The sequence below is a fragment of the Rhodococcus sp. JVH1 genome, from assembly GCF_000280725.2.
Classification (GTDB): Bacteria; Actinomycetota; Actinomycetes; order Mycobacteriales; family Mycobacteriaceae; genus Rhodococcus_F; species Rhodococcus_F jostii_A.
Genome location: NZ_CP166289.1, coordinates 3,028,442 through 3,050,312 on the forward strand (window position 1 = coordinate 3,028,442; position 21,871 = coordinate 3,050,312).

Below are 21,871 nucleotides of genomic sequence, written 5' to 3' on the forward strand. Positions count from 1 at the left end.
TCAGAAGGACGGCGGGGTGCTCGTGATGAGGAACCTCGCCGGTTCCGCGGCGTCGTTGAACCACCGGTGCGGCACGGTGGCCGGGTAGTACAGAGTGTCTCCCTTGTCGAGCACGTAACTCTCCTCGACGCCGACTTCCACGCGGACGCTGCCGTCGATGACGTAGATGAACTCCTCGCCGGCGTGTTCGGTGTGCTCGCCGGCCTGCGAACCCGGTTGCGCCGTCACCTCGTTCGGTTCCATCGCGCGCACCCCCGTGGAACAGAACCGGAGCACGGCTCCGTCCGACAGTGCGAAGCGTCTGCCCTCGCGGCTGCGCACCAGACTCGTCGGCGTGCGCGCACCTTGTTCGAGCAGGGCGTGCGCCGTGGTTCCCAGTACCTGGGCTACCCGGTGCAGATTCATGACGCTCGGCACCGAGTGGCCGTTCTCGGCCTGACTCAGGAACGGCTGCGACAGTCCCGTTTTGGCCGCCACGTCGCGCAGCGTCAGCCCCGCGTCATGCCGGGCCGATCTGATCGCGGTGCCGATGGCGACGGCCAGCAGGTGTTGATCCTCGTCCATGAGGCGAACGCTAGCACCGTGTTTCGCGGAATCCGCGACTGATAACACGGACGAAACGAAATTGACCCTGCTTAGTAAAGATTGGCGTGCTCAATAGAACGTGAACTCGAACGCTCCCTTCACTCGGACGGAGATCGACCCATGTCCTTCCACGCAGTCGACCAGCGCCTGCCCTTGGTGCGGCAGGCGGCCTTCGGTCTGCAGCACGTGCTCATCATGTACACCGGCTGCATCACCGTTCCGCTGGTCTTCGGGGCCGCAGTAGGACTCGACAAGTCCACCGTCGCGTTACTGATCAGCGCCGACCTTCTGATCGCCGGGATCATCACGATCATCCAGAGCCTCGGGGTGGGGAAGCTTGCGGGCGCACGGCTGCCGATCGTCTGTGGCGCGACGTTCGCCGGGCTGACTCCGATGATCCTCATCGCCAAGGAATACGGGCTGCAGGCGGTGTACGGCTCGATGCTCGCAGGCGGCGTCGTCGGACTCGCCCTCGCCGTACCCTTCGCGCGGCTGATCCGGTTCTTCCCACCGCTGGTCACCGGCGTCGTCCTCACCGTCGTCGGCATCTCCCTGATCGGCGTCGCCGCCGGTCTCGTCGTCGGAAACGATCCGACGGCAGCCACTTTCGCGGATCCCGGCAACATCATGCTCGCCGGGGTCGTCGTGCTCGTCGCGATCGCATTCCTCTGCCTCGGCCGCGGGATCTGGACCCAGCTCGGCGTGCTCCTCGCCCTCGTGATCGGCACGCTCGTCGCAATTCCGATGGGCCTGATCGACCTGGGCGGCGTCTCCGGCAGCCCCTGGTTCGGCATCACCGCGCCGTTCCACTTCGGGGCACCGGAGTTCCCGATCACGGCAGTGGTGGCGATGAGCATCGTGATGGCCGTGGTGTTCGCGGAGTCGACGGCGAGCATGCTGGCCCTCGGCGAGATCACCGGCAAGCCACTCACCAAGGGCGACGTGGCTCGCGGACTCGTCGGCGATGCGCTGTCCGGCGTACTCGGCGGCATCTTCAACGCATTCGTCGACACGATCTTCACGCAGAACGTCGGAGCCGTCGCCACCACCCGCATCCACAGCCGGTACGTGACGGCTACCAGCGGTGCCATCCTGATCGTCCTCGGACTCATCCCGAAGATGGGCACCGTCGTCGCGGCCCTGCCCGCCCCGGTCGTCGGCGGTGTCGGCATCATCCTGTTCTCGACGGTCGCCGTGGTGGGGATGAACACGCTCCGCAAGGTGGATCTCAGCGACCGGATCAACACCACCATCGTCGCGGTGTCGGTGGGCATCGGCCTGCTCCCCGAGTTCGCCGAGGGCATGTTCGAGCATTTCAACTCGTCCGCCCAGATCCTGCTCGGCAGCGGCATCACACTCGCCGCGATCTCCGCGTTCTCCCTGAACCTGCTGTTCAATCACACCCGGATCGGCGCCGCGGCCCGCGCCGCCTCCGCACCCGTCATCGCAGCCGACCCCGTTTCCCCGACCTCCGAGGAGCCGCATGTTGCCGCCCGTGCCTGAGCCGTTCGACGTCCCCGTCATCGACATCTCCTCGTACGTGACCGGCGGGTCCGACTCGGAACGCGCCCGGGTGGCGCGCGAGATCGACTCCGCCTGCGCCACCGTCGGATTCATCCAGATCCTCGGTCACGGCATCCCCGAACCGGTGATCGAGGGACTCGCCGGCGCCGTCGACGACTTCTTCGCGCTGCCCCTGGAGACGAAGAAGACGTATCGCGTGGAGGGCGCGAACCGCGGGTACAGCCCGCCGAAGAGCGAGTCGCTCAGCCTGAGCCTGGGCGTCGAATCGGCCACCCGGATGAACGACTTCTTCGAGGCCTACAACGTCGGGACGGAGGCCCGGTCGTTCCCGGACCTGAACCTTTCCGAGGCCGACTACGGACTGAACGTGTGGCCCGAGGTGCCCTCGTTCACCGACTCCGTCCAGGAGTACTACGCGCACGGCGAGCGCGTCGCCCACACCCTGACGCGGATCTTCGCCGACGCCCTCGGGCTCGATCCGGGTTTCTTCACCGCCCTGACCGACCATTCCATCGACGTCCTCCGCATGAACAACTACGCGCTGCCGGAAGGCAGTGTCACCCTGGACGGCGAGCTGACCGGCATGGGTGAGCACACCGACTTCGGACTGGTTACGGTGCTGTGGGCCGACCGGGTGGCCGGCCTGCAGGTTCTCGGGCGCGACGAGCGCTGGCACGATGTGAGTCCCGCGGAGGGCGCACTGCTCGTCAACCTCGGCGACCTCACCGCCCGGCTCACGAACGACCGGTGGATGTCGACGCTGCACCGGGTGACTCCGCCCGTCGTCGACGGAACGATCAAGCGCCGCCGATCGGCGGCGTTCTTCCACGACGGCAACGTCGACGCGGTGATCGCGACCCTGCCGGGACTGTGCGAACACTCCGACGACGGGTACGCGCCGGTGACGGTCCGTGAGCACATCAAGGCGAAACTGGCGGGTTCCCGTCACGGCAAGAAGAACACCGCCGCGGGGCGGGAGACCGAGCGGGTCCTCGCCGCCGCGGAACGGGCGGCCGCCCGGTGAATCGTGGGCACGTCGTATTGATTCACGGCGCGTGGGCGGGCAGCTGGGTGTGGGACACACTTCTGGAGCCGTTGCGCAACAGCGGGTACGAGCCGCACCCGCTCGATCTTCCCGGCGTGGGGAGCTGGCCGGACGGCGCGCGAACCGATCTGGACGACGTCGCGGATGTGGTGGTCGCACATATCGATTCGCTGGACGGGCCCGTGTTCGTGGTCGGCCACTCCGGAGGCGGCATCGTGGCCACCCAGGTGGTCGAACGCCTTCCGCACCGGATCTCGGGTGCGGCGTATGTCGCCGGAATGATGCTGCCCTCGGGAAGCACTTTCGGCGACCTCTGCGGAGACCTGGGTCTACCGGAACCGGTCGGGATCTCGGCCTGGCTGGAGTCCACCCCCGACGGGTCCGGAACCGTCGTGCCGCCGGAAGCTGCGGCCGCCGTGTTCTTTCACGAGTCGTCGGCCGGTGCTGCAATTGCTGCTGCGCGAAAGCTGCTGCCGCAACTCGAGACTGCACGTCTGATGGCCCCGGCGTGGACGCCGGAGCGGTTCGGCTCCGTCCCCCGCCTGTACGTGGAGGCGACGCTCGACCGTTCGGTGCCGCTCGTGACGCAGCGTGCGATGCAGGCCCGGGTGCCGGGCGCGCGGGTGGTGACACTGGACAGCGATCACGCCCCGCAGCTGTCGGCGCGCGCGGCCCTGCTCACGGCACTCGTCGACTTCTGCGCCTCGGTCGGTCCGAGAACTGTTTCCGCACGGGAAATCTGATGGACACACGAGCCTCCTATATTTCGGAGCACGTTGCCCATGGCTGAAACGAGCAACGGGCGAACCCGTGTCCGGCGGGCGCGAACCAGCCGCACTCCCGAGAACCCATGGAGGATGCGGATGCATGCCGATCTGATTTCCGATGTCACCGTCTACTCGAACGGCAGCTGGCTGCCGCACCGCGACGTCCTGATCGCCGACGGTCTGATCACCGAGATCCGCCCGACCGCTCCGGCGCCGTCAGGGGCCACGGCCGTCGACGGGTCGGGTGCCTACCTGATCCCCGGATTCGTCAACACCCACACCCACCTGCAGCAGTCGTTGATGCGCGGCATCGGCGAGGGGCAGCCGCTGCTCAGCTGGCTGCTGACCGTGGGTGAGGAGTCCGCGGTCATCACCCACGAGCGGGCGTATCTGGCCGCGGTCGCCGCAAGTCTCGACGCCCTGCGCAGCGGCACCACGGCGCTGGTCGAGCACATGTGGCCGCATCCGTCTCCGGACGTGCACGACGCGGTGCTGCGCGCCCTGGAGCACACCGGGGTGCGGGCGCTCCTCGGTCGCGGAGTCGCGGACCGGGCGGACGCAACGCGCAAGTGGGGCGTCGACCCGCGCCTCCTGCAGCCGCTGGCCGGGGTGCTCGAGCACACCGACCAGCTGGTCAAGCAGGCCGACGGCACACGCGTCACGGTCGGTCTGGCCGTCCCGAATCCCCGATCGCTGACGCCGGAGGGGATGGCAGCGGTGCGGCAGTTCGCCGGCGAACGCGACATGACCGTGTCGATCCACCTGCTGGAGACGCCCACCGACGACGTGATGTGCCGTGAGCATGCCGGCGCAGGCGCGGTCGACTATCTCGACACGAACGAATTCCTGTGGGACCGGTTGCTCGCCGTGCACTGCTGCGAACTCGACGCCCACGGGCGCGAGGTGCTGGCCCGCTGCGGTGTGGCCGTCTCGTACAACCCGATGAGCAACATGCGACTCGGAAGCGGTGTCGCCCCGGTCCCGGAGATGCTCGCGGCGGGGATCGCGGTCGGGCTCGGCGTCGACGGCGCCGCCAGCAACGACACCCAGGACATGCTCGAAACGCTGCGCATGGGCGCCTACGTGCAGCGGGCCCACCGCAAGACGGCCGACCTGTTCGGATTCGACGCCATGATGGACCTCGCGACGAACGGCGCGAACGGGAATCTCGGTTTCGCGTCCCGCCCGGACGGTGTTTCCGTCGGTGGCCCGGCCGACCTGACCGTGATCCGCTTCGAGCGCGACTTCGGTTGCCTGCCGGTCCGCGATCCGGGCGCGACGCTGTTGACCACCGGGAGCCGGCAGATCGTCGACACCGTCCTGGTCGACGGCGAAGTACTGATCCGGGACGGGCACAGCACCAGGGTCGACGAAGCGGGGCTTATCGCCGAATTGACCGCCACCGGTGCGCCATAGTGGTAGCCAGAGGTACCGAAAAGGCGCACGAGCGAGGAGCCCTCATGACCGAACCGCCCGGCCTGATCGCGTTCAACGCACTGAGCGACGCGCGGGCCGCCGATCTGCTCGTGCAGTGCTGCTCGTCGGCGGTGTGGGCGGAGCGGGTCGCCGCGGGCCGCCCGTTTCCGTCCGCCGACGCGCTGTACACCGCCGCCGACAACGTTCTCGGCGACCTGACGGAGTCCGAGATCGACGCGGCCCTGGCCGGCCACCCGAGGATCGGCGACCGGGCCGACAACCCGTCCTCCGCTCGCGAACAATCGGCGGTCGCCTCCGCCGACGACGACGTCCGCGCGCGCCTGCGGGCCGGGAACGAGGAGTACGAGCAGAAGTTCGGGCACGTCTACCTGGTGTGCGCGTCCGGCCGGTCGGCGCAGGAACTACTGGACGTGCTGCGCGACCGCCTCGGCAACGACAGCGCGACGGAGCGCAAGATCCTGCGGACCGAACTGGCCGCCATCAACCGGATACGCCTCGAACGCCTTCTCGGCGAGATCGGAGACACCGAACACTGATGTCCAAGATCCTCAGCACCCATGTGCTCGACGCCACCGACGGCACACCCGCGGCCGGGATGTTCGTTCACCTGCTGTCACCTGAACGCGACGTCATCGCGAGCGCGTCGACCGATGCGGACGGCCGCATAGCCGAGATCGCTCCCGAGGGTCTGATCGCGGCCACCTATTCGCTGGTCTTCGAGACCGGCGAGTACTTCGCCGCCCGCGGCCAGGAGACGTTCTACCCGGAGGTCTCCGTCACGTTCGTCCTCGACGACCCGCAGCGCGGTTACCACGTCCCGTTGCTGTTGTCCCCCTACGCCTATTCCACCTACCGCGGGAGCTGAAGAATGACCGACCTCACCGGCGCCATCGTCCTGGGCGACCACCAGTACGGCAAAGCCGAGAACCGCATCGTGCGGATCTACCGCGACACCCCCCGGCACGAGATCCGGGACGTGAGCGTGTCGACCTGCCTGCGCGGTGACTTCTCGGCGGCGCATCTCGCCGGCGACCAGAGTTCGGTGCTGCCCACCGACACCCAGAAGCAGACGGCGTTCTCCTACGCGAAGGAGAAGGGACTCGACTCCATCGAGGAGTACGGGCTCACGCTGGCACGGCACTTCGTGGACGACGTGGCCCCGGTCGAGGGCGCCCGCATCGAGATCGAGGAATACGCCTGGCAGCGCGCGGTGGTCGACGGAGCGGAGCACGACCACACCTGGGTGCGCAAGGGTGAGGAGGTGCGCACCGCGGCGATCACCGTCGACGGCGACGGCACGTGGGTGGTCGGCGGGCTGAAGGATCTGGTGATCCTCAAGTCCACGGGCAGCGAGTTCTTCGGATTCCTGAAGGACGAGTACACGATCCTCGAGGAGACCCACGACCGCGTGATGGCGACTTCGCTTGTCGTGCAATGGCGGTTCGTCACCACCGACGTGGACTGGAACGGTGTCTACGCCGGCATCAAGGAGCAGATCGTCGCGACGTTCGCGACCGTCCACTCGCTCGCACTCCAGCAGACGCTGTACGAGATCGGCAAGGCGATCCTCGAACGCTACCCCGTGCTCGCGGAAGTGCGCCTGTCCGCGCCGAACAAGCACCACTTCGCCCACGACCTCGCCCGCTTCGGTGTGGAGAACGACAACGAGGTCTTCCACGCCGCCGACCGCCCCTACGGCCTGATCCAGGCGACGGTGCAGCGGTCCGACGCTCCGGACGCCGGACCCGCCTGGTCGGCGTACGCGGGCTGGCTCAGCTGATGAACGCCGGCCCGGGCACCGTCGTCGTCTCCGGCGCGTACGTCGCCACTGTCGACGCGGCGGGCACCGAGTACCCGGACGGGTACGTCGTCGTGCAGGGCAACCGCATCGTCGACGTCGGTGCCGGCCGCGCGCCCGTGATCGACGGTGCGCGGGTGGTCGACGGACGGGGTTGCATGCTCACTCCCGGGCTGGTGAACACGCACCATCACCTGTACCAGTGGATCACCCGCGGGCTCGCGGCCGACGACACCCTGTTCGGCTGGCTGACCACCCTCTACCCGATCTGGGCGGGCATCGACGCCGACGCCGTCCGGACCGCCGCCACCGGCGGTCTCGCCTGGCTGGCGAAGCACGGGTGCACGACCACTACGGACCACCACTACGTCGTGCCACGCGACGGCGGCGACGTGTTCGGCGCCGAGATCGAGGCCGCGCAGACCGTCGGGCTCCGATTCCACCCCAGCCGAGGGTCGATGGACCTCGGCCACAGTCAGGGCGGGCTGCCACCGGATTCGGTGGTGGAGCGTCTCGAGGACGTTCTGAAGGGCACCCAGGACGTCATCGACCGCTGGCACGACCCGGCTCCCGACTCGATGCTGAGGATCGCGGTGGCCCCCTGCTCGCCGTTCTCCGTCACCGGCGACCTCCTGACCGAGGCCGCGGCCCTGGCCCGTTCGGCAGGCGTGCGGCTGCACACCCATCTCGCGGAAACCTTTGACGAGCAGGACTTCTGCCACGAGCGGTTCGGCTGCACCCCGGTGCAGTACATGGAGCAACTCGGCTGGGTGGGCCCCGACGTCTGGTACGCGCATGCCGTCCACCTGGACGACGTCGCGATCGCGGCGATGGCAGGCACCGGAACCGGGGCGGCCCACTGCCCCACGTCCAATGCCCGCCTCGGCGCCGGGATCGCCCGCGCCAAGGATCTCCACGCAGCGGGGGTTCCGCTGGGGCTCGGAGTCGACGGCGCCGCCAGCAACGAGGCGTGCAACATGCTCGAGGAGGCCCGGCACGCCGTGCTGTTCGCCCGGGCCCGCGGCGGCCCGGGCGAGATGACGGTGCGCACCGCCCTCGAACTCGCCACCCGCGGCGGGGCCCGGGTCCTCGGCAGGGAGGACGAACTCGGCTCCCTCGAGCCCGGCAAACTGGCCGATCTCGCACTGTGGCGGGTCGACACCCTCGCACATTCCGGCATCACCGACCCGGTGGCGGCGCTCGTGCTCGGAGTCACACCGCCGCTGGAGTTGCTTCTGGTGAACGGGCGGGCCGTCGTCGAGCGTGGGAGAGTGATCACCGTGAACGAGGAGAACGTCGCCGCGGAGGTCGAGCAGGCCCACCGGGCCCTGGTGCGTAAGGCGGGGTGAGTCGATGGATCTGTCGTTCGTGACGGAACTCTCGGTGCCGCGCAGCCGTGACGACCTGCCGGCCCCGGAACCCGGAACGGCGTTCCTGGCGGGCGGAACCTGGCTGTATTCGGAACCCCAGCCGACGGTGACCCGATTGGTGGACCTGACCACCCTCGACTGGCCTGCGATCACCGTCCACGACGACGGACTCGAGCTCGCCGCGACGTGCACCATCGAGAACCTCTGCAATGCACCGCTTCCCGCCGAGTGGACGGCGACGAGCCTGTTCCGGCCGTGCGCCGAGTCCCTGGTCGCGTCGTGGAAGATCTGGCACACCGCGACCGTCGGCGGCAACCTCGCGCTGGCGCTCCCGGCCGGGGCCATGATCACGCTGTGCTGCGCGCTCGACGCCGAACTCCTGATCTGGACGGCCGACGGGGACGATCGCCGGGTTCCGGTCGACCGATTCGTCACCGATGCCGGTCGCACGGTGCTCGGAGCCGGTGACCTGATCCGCAGCATCCACCTCCCCGCCAGCGCGTTGCGGGGCCGCACGTCGCTGCGCAAGATCGCGTACTCGCCGCTCGGACGGTCCGGCGCGCTGCTGGCCGGACGGGTCGACGCGGACGGTTTCGCGCTGACCGTCACCGCGTCGACCGTCCGCCCGTTCGTCCTCCGCTTCCCCGCCGTTCCCGGCCCCGGCGTGGTGAGCGAGTCCCTGTCGGAACGGATCTCCCCCGACGACTACCTGACCGACGCGCATGGCGCCGCGGACTGGCGGCGTCACGTCACGGGAGTACTCGCCGAGGAGATCAGGAGGGAGCTGGAATGAAGTTGACGGTCGACGGACAGTCGGTGGATGCCGACCCCCGGCCCGGTCAGTGCCTGCGCACCTTCCTGCGGGAACAGCAGCGGTTCGCGGTCAAGAAGGGCTGTGACGCCGGCGATTGCGGCGCCTGTTCCGTACTGCTCGACGGCGTCCCGGTGCACTCGTGTGTGGTGCCGGCGCACCGCGCCGAGAACCGCGAGGTGACCACTGCGGCCGGTCTCGGCAGTCCCGACCGACTCCACCCCGTGCAGCAGCAGTTCGTCGACGCGGCGGGCTTCCAGTGCGGGTTCTGTACACCCGGGATTGTCGTGACCGCGTCCGCGCTCGACTCCGGTCAACGCGCCGACCTGCCGCGCTCACTGAAGGGAAATCTGTGCCGCTGCACCGGCTATCGCGCCATTCGCGACGCTGTCGGCGGCGTGTGCACCACCGAATCGGACCGTGCCGGTGAGTCGTTCGGCCGGTCCATTCCCGCGCCCGCAGCCGCCCGGGTGGTGTGCGGCGCCGAGCCCTACACACTCGACCTGGCCGTCGAGGGTCTGACGCACATCCAGATACTCGGCAGCCCGCATGCGCACGCCCGCATCACCCGACTCGACACGTCCGCCGCGGAGAGGCTGCCCGGCGTCCACGCGGTGCTCACCCACCGCGACAGTCCCGACGTCGCCTTCTCCACGGCCCGCCACGAGTTCCGCACCGACGACCCCGACGACACCTACGTGTTCGACACGATCCTCCGGTTCCGGGGGCAACGGGTCGCGGCCGTCGTGGCCGACTCCGTCGACATCGCCCGGCGTGCAGTGGAACTGATCGACGTGGAGTACGAAGTACTGGAAGCGGTCTTCGATCCCGACCTGGCACGCCGTCCCGGTGCCCCCCTGCTGCACGGTGACAAGGGCGCCGATTCCCGGATCGCGGACCCGGCACGGAACCTGGTGGCGGAAGTCCACGGCGAAGTCGGCGACCTCGCTGCCGGGCTCGCGGCGGCGCGGGACACGGGTGCCGTGGTGGAGGGCACGTGGCAGACGCAACGCGTGCAGCACGCGCATCTCGAAACCCACTCGGCCATCGGCTGGCTCGACTCCGACGGGCGTCTCACCCTCCGCAGCAGCACCCAGGTGCCCTTCCTCGTCCGCGACGAACTCGCCCACCTGTTCTCGCGCGACCGCTCACAGGTCCGGGTGTTCACCGCCCGCATCGGGGGCGGTTTCGGTGCGAAGCAGGAATTGCTGGTCGAGGATCTCGTCGCCCTCGCCGTTCTGCGTACCGGCAGACCGGTCCAGTACGAGTTCACCCGCTCCGACCAGTTCACGATCGCCCCGTGCCGGCATCCCATGCGGGTCTCGGTGAAGGTCGGCGCCGACGGCGACGGAAAACTGACGGCGCTCGCCGTCGACGTGCTCTCGGACGCCGGTGCGTACGGCAATCATTCGGTGGGCGTGATGTTCCACGGCTGCAGCGAATCCGTTGCCCTGTACCGGTCGCCGAACAAGCGGGTGGACGCCCAGGCCGTCTACACCAACAACCTGCCGTCCGGGGCGTTCCGCGGCTACGGTCTGGGCCAGGTCATCTTCGCGGTGGAATCCGCGCTCGATCAGCTGGCGACGCAGCTGGGCATCGATCCGTTCGAACTGCGCCGCCGCAACGTGGTCGTTCCGGGTGACGATTTCGTCGACGTCGAGGTGGAGCACGGCGACCTCACGTACGGCAGTTACGGACTCGATCAATGCCTCGACCTGGCGGAGGCCGCGCTGCGCCGCGGCAACGACGTGCGCCCGCCGGATGGCCCGCAGTGGCGGGTCGGTGAGGGCATGGCGGCGTCGATGATCGCGACCATTCCGCCGCGGGGGCACTTCGCGGACGTGTCCTGCACCCTCGTCGAAGGTGGCCGGTACGAACTGCGGGTGGGCACCGCGGAGTTCGGCAACGGCACCACCACCGTCCACGCCCAGCTCGCCGCGTCCGCGTTGGGCACCACCGCCGACCGGATCAGCGTGCTGCAGTCCGACACCGACGTCGCCGGGTACGACACCGGCGCGTTCGGTTCGGCAGGCACGGTGGTCGCCGGGAAGGCGGTGCATCTTGCGGGAACCCGGTTACGGGAGCAGCTGTTCGAGGTTGCTCGCCGCGTCGCGGGTGTGACCGAGGACGCCGACTGCGCGCTGACACCCGACGCCGTCGAGGTGGCTGGGAGGGTCGTCGAACTCGACAAGCTGGTGCCCGAGGGCCCGATCCGCGCCGAGGGCAGGCACGACGGCACCCCCCGCTCGGTGGTGTTCAACGTGCACGCGTTCCGGGTGGCCGTCGACACCGTCACCGGGGAGGTCCGCATCCTGCAGTCCATCCAGGCGGCGGATGCGGGTACGGTCCTCAACCCGCAGCAGTGCCGCGGGCAGGTCGAGGGCGGTGTCGCGCAGGCGATCGGCAGCGCACTGTACGAGGAGATCCTGCTCGACGGCGCCGGGACGGTGCTCAACCCGCAGCTCCGGAATTATCACCTCCCGCAGCTCGTGGACGTGCCGGACACCGAGGTCTACTTCGCGGACACCTACGACGAACTGGGCCCGCACGGCGCCAAGTCGATGAGCGAGTCCCCGTACAACCCGGTGGCCCCTGCCCTGGCCAATGCGATCGCGGACGCCACCGGCGCCCGGCTCCGTCGGATCCCGATGACCCCCGCCGCCGTCTGGCGTGCGCTCCCGCGCCCGTGAGTACTTATTAACGTCCGGCGGTTAATAAGTACTCACGGGCGGCGAAGGCGCAAGGCCTGGATTATCGGACGCTGCCCCTTGACCAGTTTCGTCTCGGCCACATCCGCCGGGAACCAGCGGGCGTCGTCGACCTCGGGGAACTGTTGACGCTTCCCCGACCGCGGCGGCCACTCCAGTTCGAACGTGTTGCTCTCGACGAACGTGACGTCCTCGCTCACCTCCGCCGCGTAGACGGTGATCAGCTTGCGTGAGGGTTGCCGGAATTCGCCGAGCAGCTCGTACTCGACGGCCGGCGGCGGCGCGCCGATCTCTTCCTCGAACTCGCGCAGTGCGGCCGCGTAGGGATCCTCGCCCTCGACGTATTCGCCCTTGGGGATCGACCACGCGGCCTCGTCCTTGCGCGCCCAGAACGGGCCACCCATGTGCACGATCCACAACTGGAGCACCCCCGCATCGTCGGTGCGATACAGGAGTACTCCAGCGCTGGTGACGGTCATGGACCCAGGCTAGGCCGCGGCGTCCTCCCGCTGCTCGCGCAGCTCGGCAGGTTCGATTTCCTGGGCGTAGTGGAAGTGCGGGCGCCGGTGTCCGAGGAACGAACCGCACCACGACATCACCGCGACGTACCGGTTGCGGAATCCGACCAGGTAGACGAGGTGCACGGCGAGCCACAGGAACCAGGCGAGCACACCGGTCAGCTCGATCTTGCCCACGCGGGTGATCGCACGGAACCGGTTGATGATCGCCATGCTGCCCTTGTCGCGGTACGTGAACGGCGTACCGAGGGCGCGTTTCCCGGTGATGATGGCCGCGACGTGCCGCCCACCCTGCATCGCGAACGGCGACTGTGCGGGCAGGTTGTTCAGCGACGCCATGTCGCCGATCGCGTAGATGTCGTCGTAGCGACCCACCGTGAGGTCCTCGTCGACCAGCAGACGGCCGCCGCGGCCGGTCTCGCAGCCGGTCCGTTCCGCGAGCACCGCAGCGAAGTCGTTGGCCTGGATGCCTGCCGACCAGATGATCGTGTCCGCCGTGAGGCGCTTCTCGAAGCCGGTGCTCGGCGACGACAGGGTGGCGCCGTGTTCGTCGATGTCGGTCACCATCGTGCCCAGCACCACCTCGACACCGGCCCGTTCGAGCGAGTCCTGGGTGTACTTGCTGAGCTTGCCGCCGAACACGGGCAGCGTCTCCCCCGCACCCTCGACGAGGGTGACGGTGACGTCTTCGGACGTGATGTCGCGGAGCGACTTCTCGAAGTAGCGGCCCGCCAGTTCCTTGATCTGACCTGCCAGTTCGACACCGGTCGGACCGGCACCGATCACGATGAAGTGCAGCAGGTCGCGGCGACGCTCCGGGTCGGAGGTGGTGTGCGCCTCCTCGAAGCAGCGGACGATCTGCCTGCGCAGCCGGTCGGCGTCGGCGACCGTCTTGAGCGCGTACGTGACCTCGGCGAACTCGTCGTGGCCGAAGTAGGCCTGCCGGGCGCCGGTCGCGGCGATCAGGCTGTCGTAGCCGATCGTGTGGCTGACCCCGCCTGCCTCGTAGACGACCTCTTTCTTGTCCGGGTCGACGTCGACGACGCGTCCGAGCCGGACGTCGCCGCTGGGGTACTTGGCGAGGATCGCGCGGATGGACGGGGCGATCTCGCCGGGCGAGATGACACCGGTGGCGACCTGGTACAGAAGGGGCTGGAACAGATGCTCGGTGGTCTCGGAAATCAGCACGAACGGCGTGCCTGCCTTGCCGAGCTTCTTCGCCGCCGCGAGGGCGCCGAATCCCGATCCCACGATGACGACCTGTGTGCGATCCACCGAAAACCTCCTACTGCTTCTGGCGTCTACTTAGCGCCGCGTATGAGCTCCACATTAGGGATCGCCCGTGGTTAATCGCCAGTAAGCTGGGGAAATCGAAATTGTGTTATCTCGATTGCTCATAAGTCTTCACCGAAGGACGTAACCTCAGGTCATGGAGTTCCGACAGCTTCGCTACTTCCTCGCGGTCGGCGAGGAGGGCAGTTTCTCGCGCGCGGCGCAACGCTGCTTCATTTCCCAGTCGGCGATCAGCCACCAGATCGCCAAGCTCGAACACGAGTTGGGCACCACCCTCCTGGAGCGGTCGACACGCGCGACGCGGCTGACCGCGGCCGGCGAACGGCTCATGCCCATCGCGGCGGAGATGATGGGCCTCGAGGCCCGCGCGCTGTCGGTGGGACTCGATCCCCGCAACCGGCTCCGCATCAGCGCGAGCATGAGCTTCGCGACACAGAGCCTCGAGGCGATATCGGCTGTCCGCGAAGACTTCCCACAACTCGACATCGAATTCGTCATCAAGGACTTCACCGACCGGATGACCGCCGTCGCGTCGGGCGACGCCGACCTCGCGCTCATCCGCGGCGGCGTCGACCGGCCGGGCCTCGAAACCGTGGAATTCGGGCTCGAGGACCTGGTGATCGTCACGTCGAGCAAACACCCGCTGGCAGGGGTCTCGACCGTCGATCTGAGCGAACTGGCGCCGTACCCCCTGCTGCTGCCGCCACGCAGCAGTCAGATCCTGATCCACACCGTGGTCGAGGACGCGTTCCGGCAGGTCGGACAGCGGGTCATGCTCGGACCGTCGATTCCCAGCGACCACACCGCCACCCTCGACGTCCTCACGACCCCGCGGTCGTGGACGGTGCTGTACGCCGACACGGCCGACGCGACTCCCCGTCGCGGACTGAGCTTTCTGCGCGAGGCGCACGACCGACTGCGCATCCCGGTGTGCGGGGTCGTCCGGAGCGGAACGGCGACGAGACCCGAACTCACCCACCTGTTCCGCGCGCTTGCACAGTCGATTGCCGGGTCCCGCGGATCGGCCGAAACCTAGGCGTCGATCAGTCCGTGCCGGTCCACCCACGTGAGCACGTGGTCGAGCATCGTGTCGGGAACCTCGAGCTGCGGGGTGTGCCCCACGTTGCCGAGAATCACGCTGTCCCACCGCGGGTTTGCCGTCGCCACCTTGCGGGCCGCCGCGACCGGGACCAGTCGGTCGCGGTCGCCGTGGAGCAGGAGAACGGGTTGTGCGATCGACCGCATGGTGTCGAGGTATCGGCGCGGGCGAGCCAGGACCCGCATGAGCGACCGGCTGGCCTGAAGGAACGCCGCATCCTCGGACGGCAGCCCGCGCCGGTATCCCGCGAGAGCCGCTGCGGCGTCGAGGGAATCTTCCGACGCCCGGCTCGGCTCGGCGAAGCACAGGTCGATCATCCGCTCGACCAACTGCCGGTCCGTCAACTTCCTGCTCGAGTACTGCAGGAACCGCTCCCCCACGAACGGCGTGAAGTACATCGCGAACTGCGCGGCGATCCGCGGGTCCGGGATTCGTTGCGCGACAGGAAGTGCGGGGTCGACGAGAACCAGCGCCGAAACCGTCTCGGGGTGCGCCGCCGTCTCGAACAGCGAGATCATGCCGCCCATCGAGTTGCCCATCAGGATCACGGGACCGCCGACGACGTCGCGGAGGAAACGATGCAGCACCTTCGCATTGGCGCCGACCCCCGTCCGGCGGCGCCCGGACGGACTGAGCCCGAATCCGGGGAGATCCACGGTCAGCACCCGGGTGCGCTCCGCGAGGGCCGGTGCGATCCGGACCCAGTTGAGATGCGAGCCGCCGAGTCCGTGAACCATCACCACGGGAGGAGATCCGGTGTCGGCACCGTATTCGACCCAGTGGACGGGACCGTCGAGGTCGACGACGCTGCCGGAGCCGCCCCACTGCTGCGCGAACTCCTGCCGGGAAGGTTCGCCGACTCTGTTCGGATCCACCATGTGTCCGTCCGTTCCGACTGTTTGGCGTGTCGAGGCCACCGGCCAGTCTACGGTGCATGCCGCGCCGGGGGTGCGAAGCATGGATTGCATGTAATTTTTGTTTGGCCCGTCGGGCCGCCGACTTAACTTATGTGCCGCTCATGCATTTAACTCGCACGTCACATCCGAGACGTTCCTCGTCACGTTTACGCGCAATAGTGGGCCAAACACGCAAGATTGCATGTAATCAAGAATGGAGAGACACGATGACCGGCAGCCACACGCTGAACGAGCTCGCCAAGGAATCCCGCATGGGTGGGCTCGGGACCGAGTCCACCGACCGCGAGATCCGCCGAATCGACCTCTCGGACTTCGATGCTCGACGCTCCGACATCACCGAACAGCTGTGGAACGCGGCGGTCGACGTCGGGTTCTTCCAGGTCTACAACCACGGCATCGACCTCGCCGACGTGCGCCAGGCGTTTGCGATGTCCGAGCAGTTCTTCGCCCTCGATTCAGCTGTGAAGGCGCAGTACCCGCTGAAGAAGGGCTTCAACTCCGGGTGGGAGAGCAAAACCCAGGTGCGCCCGTCCATCGGCGTCCCCGACGAGAAGGAGTCGTACCAGATCACCCGGCCGCACATGGGCGACCTGTGGCCCACCGAGGAGGAACTGGCCGGGTTCCGCAACACGATGCTCGGATTCGAGGCGCAGTGCTGGGACGTGGCCATGCGACTGCTGTCGTGCTTCGCCGACAAGCTCGGGTTCGAGCGCAACTTCTTCGCCGAGGCCCACGACCCGTCGGTGGACAGCTACCAGAGCACCCTGCGGATGCTGCACTACTTCGCCATCCCGGAGCACCTTCGCGGCGACCTCGGCCTGTGGCGCGCCGGCGCCCACACCGATTTCGACTGCCTCACGCTGCTGTTCCAGCAGGAGGGCCAGGGCGGTCTGCAGGTGCTGCCGGGCAAGGAGATGGACACCCAGGAGTGGACGCCCATCGAGCCGTCCGAGGACGCGATCACCTGCAACATTGGTGACATGCTCATGCGGTGGAGCGACGACCGGTTGCCGTCCAACTTCCACCGCGTGAAGAACCCCGGACCGGACGGCGACCACGGCGCCCGCTACAGCCTCGCGTTCTTCGCCCAGGCCAACCGCGACGTCGTCATCTCCGGACCGGCGGGCAAGTACCCCGACATCACCGCCGAGGACTACCTCTACCAGCGCGTCAACGCGAACTTCGCCAAGGAAAAGTAAGTTGAACGCATGCAGCGCGGACCGGTGAGACCACGATGACGATCGGGGGCGTGCTGCTCGCGGCCGGGGCCGGTTCGCGCATGGGCATGCCCAAGTCACTCGTCGTCGGCGCGGACGGAGAACCGTGGCTCGCGCGCGGCGTGCGAGTGCTGTCGGCCGCGGGATGCGAGCCCACCGTCGTGGTGCTCGGTGCCCGCGCCGAGGAGGCCGAGGACCTACTTCCCGACGGCGCCCCCGTCACCGTCGGGATCGCGGAGGACTGGCAGTCGGGATTGTCCGCCTCCCTGCGCCGGGGGCTGGAGGTCGCGGCGACGTTCGACGACGTCGATGCCGTCGTCATCACCCTCGTCGATCTCCCCGACCTCGGTGTCGACGCAATCCGGCGGGTGGCGTCGGTGCCGCCCGGCGACGCCCGAGCGGCGCTCCGTCAGGCTCATTACGCCGGCCGTCCGGGTCACCCCGTGCTGATCGGCCGGGACCACTGGCTACCGTTGCGGCGCAGTCTCACCGGCGACTCCGGCGCACGCACGTACCTCGGGGCACACGGCGCCGAGACGGTCGACTGCTCCGACCTGGGGTCGGGACGCGACGTCGATTCGCCGCGCGAACTCCGCTAGCCCCTGAACGAACGGGACGCTCGTTCGATCTGCCGCAACGAGCGTCCCGTTGGTCCGGCGGAGGTGGGTGTACGCGGCGACGCGACCGGCAGACAATGGAGACATGTCACTGGAAGCGAACAAGGAATTGATCCGGCGTTTCTACACCGAGATCGACGCAGGCAACATCGACGCACTGGACGAACTCGTCGACGAGAATTACCTCGACCATTCACCGCCGCCGTTTCCCGGCCTCGAAGCACCGGGGCGCGAGGGACTGAAGCAGGTGTTCCGGTTGTTCTGGGAGGCCACACCGGGGACGCACGTGATCGAGGATCAGGTGGCCGAGGGCGACAAGGTCGTTACCCGGCTACTGTGTGCCGGAACGCAGACGGGTGATCTGCCCGGAATTCCCGCGACGGGGAACCGCATGAAAATGACCGCCACCGTCATCCACCGCATCGAGAACGGGCGGATTGCGGAGAAGTGGTCGGACAAGGACGTCCTCGCCATGCTCCAGCAGTTGGGCGTGATCCCGGCTGCGGGGCGGTGACCGCCGCCCCTCAGCGGCTGACGGCCTTCTTGTAGCGCCGGATCGCGAACGGCACGAAGATCACCAGCAGCACCGCCGACCATGCCAGTGAGGCGATGATCGGGTGCTGCAACGGCCAAGCGTCGGGAACGGTCATGTCCGGGTTGGTGTTTCCGAACAGTTCTCGCACGGCCTGCGTCACCGCGGACACCGGATTCCATTCCGCGATCACCTTCAGCGGACCGGGCAGGTTGGTGGTCTCGACGAACGTGTTCGCGATGAACGAGAGCGGGAAGATGACGATGAAGCTGGCGTTGTTGAACACCTCCGGCGTGCGGATCCACAGGCCGACCACCGCCATCACCCACGACAGCGCGTAGGCGAACAACAGCAGGAGCAGGTAGCCGAGCAGCGCTTCGCCGAGACTCGAGTGGATGCGCCACCCGATGATCAGACCCGTCAGTGACATCACGACGAGGCTGACGATGTTGATCAGGACGTCGGTGGAGGTGCGGCCGAGGAGAACGGCGGACGGGGCCATCGGCAGCGACCGGAACCGGTCGATGATCCCCTTCTGCAGATCCTCGACCATCCCGAGACCAGTCCACGTGGCCCCGAAGATGACTGTCTGCGTGAAGATCCCGGCGATCAGGAACTCGCGGTAGGACATCCCGGGAACCTGGATGGCACTACCGAACACGTACGCGAACAGCAGCACGAACATGATCGGCGACAACGTGGTGAACACGATGAGGTCGGGGACGCGCTTGATCTTGATCATGTTGCGCTTGGCGATCGTGAGCCCGTCCGCGAGCGCGGTGTGCACGGACGCGGTCTGTGGGGCGCTCATGAGACGTGCTCCTCTTCGGCTTCGTGTCCGGTCAGGGTGAGGAACACGTCGTCCAGGGTCGGTCGGCGCAGACCGACGTCGAACACCTTCACTCCTCGATCGGAGAGGCGGCCCAGCGCCTCGACGAGGGCGTCCGCACCGCCGGTCACCGGCACCGTCACACGGCGGACGTTCTCCTCCACCAGGATGTCCCCAGCGGCGAGTGGGGCCAGTTCGTCGCGCACGACGGAGAGTTCGATGCCCTCCCGGACGCTCAACTCGATGCGCTCACCGCCCACGCGGTCCTTCAATTCGTCGGCAGTTCCGCGGGCGATGACCGAACCGTGGTCGATCACGGCGATCTGGTCGGCGAGGCGCTCGGCTTCTTCCATGTACTGGGTGGTCAGGAGAAGCGTGGTGCCCCTGGCGACGAGATTGTCGATGACATCCCAGAGCGCCAGCCGGGCGCGGGGGTCGAGCCCGGTGGTCGGTTCGTCCAGGAACAACACTTCCGGCTCGGCGACGAGTGCTCCCGCGAGGTCGAGACGACGACGCATGCCACCCGAGTAGCCCTTGACGGGGCGATCTCCTGCCTCGACCAGGTCGAACTGTTCGAGCAGTTCGCGGGCGCGCGCCTTACTGCGCTTGCCCCCGAGGTGGTAGAGCCGCCCCACCATCTCGAGGTTCTCGAAACCGGTGAGGTACTCGTCGACGGCGGCGTACTGACCCGACGCCCCGATCCGGGATCGAAGCACCCGCGCATCGTGGACGACGTCGAGACCGGCCACCTCCGCCCGGCCGGCATCCGGGACGAGAAGGGTGGTGAAGACCCGCACCGCCGTCGTCTTGCCGGCGCCGTTCGGGCCGAGCAGCGCCATCACCGTTCCCGACGGGACCGCGAGGTCGACCCCGTCCAGTGCCGTGACCTTGCCGTACTTCTTGACCAGACCCTCTGCCGTTATCGCATCGACCATCAGAAGTTCCCATCCGTTGGCGTCTGGACCCAGTGTGACTCGAGGCACCGACAGGTTGCAGGAAATATTCGACGTTCCCGGCGGGCCCGGTGCGGCGGTAGTCTGAAATCCGAGCAGGTCAGCGCGCAGATCTTCGGCAGGAGACAGTGATGTCCGACGCGGCGTCGGAACTCCGGACGGGCCGTGCGGCCTTCGAACAACGAGACTGGCGCGACGCCTACGCCCGACTGTCGGGCGCCGACCGGCAGGACCCGCTGTCCGGTGACGACCTCGAACTGGTCGCCACCGCCGCCTACCTGCTCGGTGAGGACGACGCCAGCACCGAATGGTGGGAACGGGCGGTGCACGAGTGGGCCCGCGCGGGTCGGCCGGTGCGCTCCGCGCGGTGCGCGTTCTGGCTCTCGTTCGTTTTGATCATGCGGGGCGAGCAGGCGCGCGGCGGCGGCTGGCTGAGCAAGGCCCAGCGACTGCTGGACACCGCGGGGGTGGACTGCGCCGAACGCGGCTACCTACTGGTGCCGCAGGGACTGAGGCGGATCGACGCCGGTGACGGCACCGCCGCGCGCGACATCTTCCGTGCGATCACGGAGACCGGCACCCGGTTCGCCGACCCGGACCTGACGACGCTGGGGGTGCTGGGCACCGGTCATTCGCTCGTCCTGCTGGGGGAGGTCGCCGACGCGGTGTCCGCGTTCGACGAGGCGATGGTCGGGGTGACGTCCGACGAGGTGTCCCCGGTGGTGGCGGGGATCGTGTACTGCGCCGTGATCGAGCAGTGCCAGAACATGTGCGATCTCCGCCGGTCCAGGGAATGGACTGTGGCGCTGGAGGAGTGGTGCTCTTCGCAACCCGACCTCGTCCCCTACCGCGGTCAGTGCCTCGTCCACCGCGCCGAGATCCTGCAACTGCAGGGCGAGTGGCCCACGGCGATGGACTCGGCGCGGCGGGCGCACGAGCGGCTCGCCTCGCACGCCGCGGCCGGGTCCGCCGCCTACGTGATGGCCGACCTCCATCGCCTGCGCGGCGAGGTCGCCCAGGCCGAGAAGCTGTTTCTGGAGGCGAACCGCTGGGGCAGGCGGCCGCAGCCCGGACTCGCGCTGATGCGGATGGCGCAGGGGCGGGTCGGCAGCGCGGTCGCTTCGATCCGCTGTGCGGTGGACGAGTCCACCGGCGCCGTGGAACGCGCCCGGCTGCTGCCCGCCTGCGTGGACATCCTGCTCGCCGCCGGCGACGTCCCGGCGGCTCGCGCCGCAGCCGACGAACTCGACTCGATTGCAACACGATTCGCGATCCCCTACCTGTGCGCACTGTCCGCTCAGGCGTCGGGGTCGGTGCTGCACGCCGAAGGTCGGGGCAGCGACGCGCTGACCGTTCTGCGCGACGCGTGGCGACGCTGGCAGGACATCGGCGCTCCCTACGAGTGCGCGCGGGTCCGGGAGTCGGTCGCGCTGGTGTGCCGCGACCTGGGGGACGACGACACCGCGCAGATGGAGCACGACCTCGCGTCCGCCACCTACCGGCAACTGGGCGCGGTCCCGGATCTCGAGCGACTCCGGGCGGAGTTCCGCCCCGACCCGGCGGTCAGCACTCCCCTGACCCCGCGTGAGGTGTGCGTGCTCCGCCTCGTGGCGGCGGGCAAGAGCAACCGGGCGGTGGCGACGGAACTGTTCCTCAGCGAGAAGACGGTCGCGCGGCACCTGAGCAACATCTTCGTCAAGCTGGGGATCTCGTCGCGGTCCGCGGCCACGGCCTATGCGTACGAGCATCGCCTCGTCGGGCCGTCTGCATGAAAGTACCCATACGGTCGTACGTATCTGCGCCATTCTCCCGACGCGCCGAGATGGGCCCGGTCATAGCGTTGAGCATGAC

At 68.3% G+C, this 21,871-nt stretch carries 21 protein-coding genes; 15 read left to right on the plus strand and 6 right to left on the minus strand.

Translation table 11 applies throughout. The features are described from left to right. A complete protein-coding gene (locus JVH1_RS13750) occupies positions 1-564 on the minus strand; it encodes a helix-turn-helix domain-containing protein (protein WP_009477576.1) in 564 nt (187 codons plus the stop codon). Between the two features lie 141 nt (positions 565-705). Here JVH1_RS13750 and JVH1_RS13755 point away from each other — a divergent pair, with 141 nt between their 5' ends. The 10 genes from JVH1_RS13755 (at position 706) to JVH1_RS13800 (ending at position 12,027) form a co-directional block, all read left to right on the plus strand. Further along, positions 706-2,088, plus strand: coding sequence for a uracil-xanthine permease family protein (locus JVH1_RS13755; RefSeq protein WP_043780798.1), 1,383 nt, complete (start codon positions 706-708; stop codon positions 2,086-2,088). Beyond that, positions 2,069-3,133, plus strand: a complete 1,065-nt coding sequence (locus JVH1_RS13760; RefSeq protein WP_009477573.1) for an isopenicillin N synthase family oxygenase — start codon at positions 2,069-2,071, stop codon at positions 3,131-3,133. Before JVH1_RS13755 ends, JVH1_RS13760 begins: the two co-directional genes overlap by 20 nt. Further along, on the plus strand, positions 3,130-3,897 hold the full coding sequence (locus tag JVH1_RS13765) for an alpha/beta fold hydrolase (protein ID WP_009477572.1): 768 nt from the start codon (positions 3,130-3,132) through the stop codon (positions 3,895-3,897). Before JVH1_RS13760 ends, JVH1_RS13765 begins: the two co-directional genes overlap by 4 nt. 120 nt (positions 3,898-4,017) lie before the next feature. Next, positions 4,018-5,337, plus strand: a complete 1,320-nt coding sequence (locus JVH1_RS13770) for an amidohydrolase family protein (RefSeq protein WP_009477571.1) — start codon at positions 4,018-4,020, stop codon at positions 5,335-5,337. 44 nt (positions 5,338-5,381) lie between these two features. Then, positions 5,382-5,894, plus strand: coding sequence for a 2-oxo-4-hydroxy-4-carboxy-5-ureidoimidazoline decarboxylase (gene uraD, locus JVH1_RS13775; RefSeq protein ID WP_009477570.1), 513 nt, complete (start codon positions 5,382-5,384; stop codon positions 5,892-5,894). Beyond that, positions 5,894-6,223 carry a hydroxyisourate hydrolase gene (gene uraH, locus JVH1_RS13780; RefSeq protein ID WP_009477569.1) on the plus strand — a complete coding sequence of 110 codons (330 nt, stop codon included), beginning with the start codon at positions 5,894-5,896 and terminating at the stop codon, positions 6,221-6,223. Before uraD ends, uraH begins: the two co-directional genes overlap by 1 nt. A 3-nt stretch (positions 6,224-6,226) precedes the next feature. Continuing rightward, complete coding sequence (gene pucL / locus JVH1_RS13785) at positions 6,227-7,138, plus strand: factor-independent urate hydroxylase (protein ID WP_009477568.1); 912 nt, start codon at positions 6,227-6,229, stop codon at positions 7,136-7,138. Next, positions 7,138-8,505, plus strand: coding sequence for an 8-oxoguanine deaminase (locus JVH1_RS13790; RefSeq protein ID WP_009477567.1), 1,368 nt, complete (start codon positions 7,138-7,140; stop codon positions 8,503-8,505). Before pucL ends, JVH1_RS13790 begins: the two co-directional genes overlap by 1 nt. A gap of 4 nt (positions 8,506-8,509) precedes the next feature. Further along, entirely contained in the window at positions 8,510-9,319 is an 810-nt protein-coding gene (locus JVH1_RS13795) for a xanthine dehydrogenase family protein subunit M (protein ID WP_009477566.1), read from the plus strand. After that, complete coding sequence (locus JVH1_RS13800) at positions 9,316-12,027, plus strand: molybdopterin cofactor-binding domain-containing protein (RefSeq protein ID WP_009477565.1); 2,712 nt, start codon at positions 9,316-9,318, stop codon at positions 12,025-12,027. Before JVH1_RS13795 ends, JVH1_RS13800 begins: the two co-directional genes overlap by 4 nt. A 32-nt stretch (positions 12,028-12,059) precedes the next feature. Here JVH1_RS13800 and JVH1_RS13805 read toward each other — a convergent pair whose 3' ends face one another. Next, complete coding sequence (locus tag JVH1_RS13805; RefSeq protein WP_011596890.1) at positions 12,060-12,524, minus strand: NUDIX domain-containing protein; 465 nt, start codon at positions 12,522-12,524, stop codon at positions 12,060-12,062. 9 nt (positions 12,525-12,533) lie between these two features. Continuing rightward, the gene (locus tag JVH1_RS13810; RefSeq protein ID WP_009477563.1) at positions 12,534-13,838 is read right to left on the minus strand and encodes an NAD(P)/FAD-dependent oxidoreductase; all 1,305 of its coding nucleotides are present in this window, start codon (positions 13,836-13,838) and stop codon (positions 12,534-12,536) included. 154 nt (positions 13,839-13,992) lie between these two features. On the opposite strand from JVH1_RS13810, the gene JVH1_RS13815 reads away from it, so the two are divergent. Further along, positions 13,993-14,892 carry a LysR family transcriptional regulator gene (locus JVH1_RS13815; protein WP_009477562.1) on the plus strand — a complete coding sequence of 300 codons (900 nt, stop codon included), beginning with the start codon at positions 13,993-13,995 and terminating at the stop codon, positions 14,890-14,892. Here the strand turns inward: JVH1_RS13815 and JVH1_RS13820 are convergent. After that, positions 14,889-15,833: an alpha/beta fold hydrolase gene (locus JVH1_RS13820; RefSeq protein WP_043780794.1), complete on the minus strand. Its 945-nt coding sequence runs from the start codon at positions 15,831-15,833 to the stop codon at positions 14,889-14,891. The genes JVH1_RS13815 and JVH1_RS13820 overlap by 4 nt on opposite strands. Positions 15,834-16,078: 245 nt before the next feature. On the opposite strand from JVH1_RS13820, the gene JVH1_RS13825 reads away from it, so the two are divergent. The 3 genes from JVH1_RS13825 (at position 16,079) to JVH1_RS13835 (ending at position 18,220) form a co-directional block, all read left to right on the plus strand. Then, positions 16,079-17,071 carry an isopenicillin N synthase family oxygenase gene (locus tag JVH1_RS13825; RefSeq protein ID WP_009477559.1) on the plus strand — a complete coding sequence of 331 codons (993 nt, stop codon included), beginning with the start codon at positions 16,079-16,081 and terminating at the stop codon, positions 17,069-17,071. A 35-nt stretch (positions 17,072-17,106) separates the two neighbouring features. After that, the gene (locus JVH1_RS13830) at positions 17,107-17,688 is read left to right on the plus strand and encodes an NTP transferase domain-containing protein (RefSeq protein WP_011596887.1); all 582 of its coding nucleotides are present in this window, start codon (positions 17,107-17,109) and stop codon (positions 17,686-17,688) included. 103 nt (positions 17,689-17,791) lie between these two features. After that, the gene (locus JVH1_RS13835; RefSeq protein ID WP_043780790.1) at positions 17,792-18,220 is read left to right on the plus strand and encodes an ester cyclase; all 429 of its coding nucleotides are present in this window, start codon (positions 17,792-17,794) and stop codon (positions 18,218-18,220) included. A 10-nt stretch (positions 18,221-18,230) separates the two neighbouring features. Here the strand turns inward: JVH1_RS13835 and JVH1_RS13840 are convergent, their stop codons facing one another. Then, complete coding sequence (locus JVH1_RS13840) at positions 18,231-19,049, minus strand: ABC transporter permease (protein WP_007295540.1); 819 nt, start codon at positions 19,047-19,049, stop codon at positions 18,231-18,233. Further along, a complete protein-coding gene (locus JVH1_RS13845; RefSeq protein WP_009477556.1) occupies positions 19,046-20,002 on the minus strand; it encodes a daunorubicin resistance protein DrrA family ABC transporter ATP-binding protein in 957 nt (318 codons plus the stop codon). The genes JVH1_RS13840 and JVH1_RS13845 overlap by 4 nt, the downstream gene beginning before the upstream one ends. 149 nt (positions 20,003-20,151) lie before the next feature. Between JVH1_RS13845 and JVH1_RS13850 the strand changes: the two genes are divergently transcribed. Then, on the plus strand, positions 20,152-21,792 hold the full coding sequence (locus JVH1_RS13850; protein WP_009477555.1) for a helix-turn-helix transcriptional regulator: 1,641 nt from the start codon (positions 20,152-20,154) through the stop codon (positions 21,790-21,792). Positions 21,793-21,871: the final 79 nt, after the last annotated feature.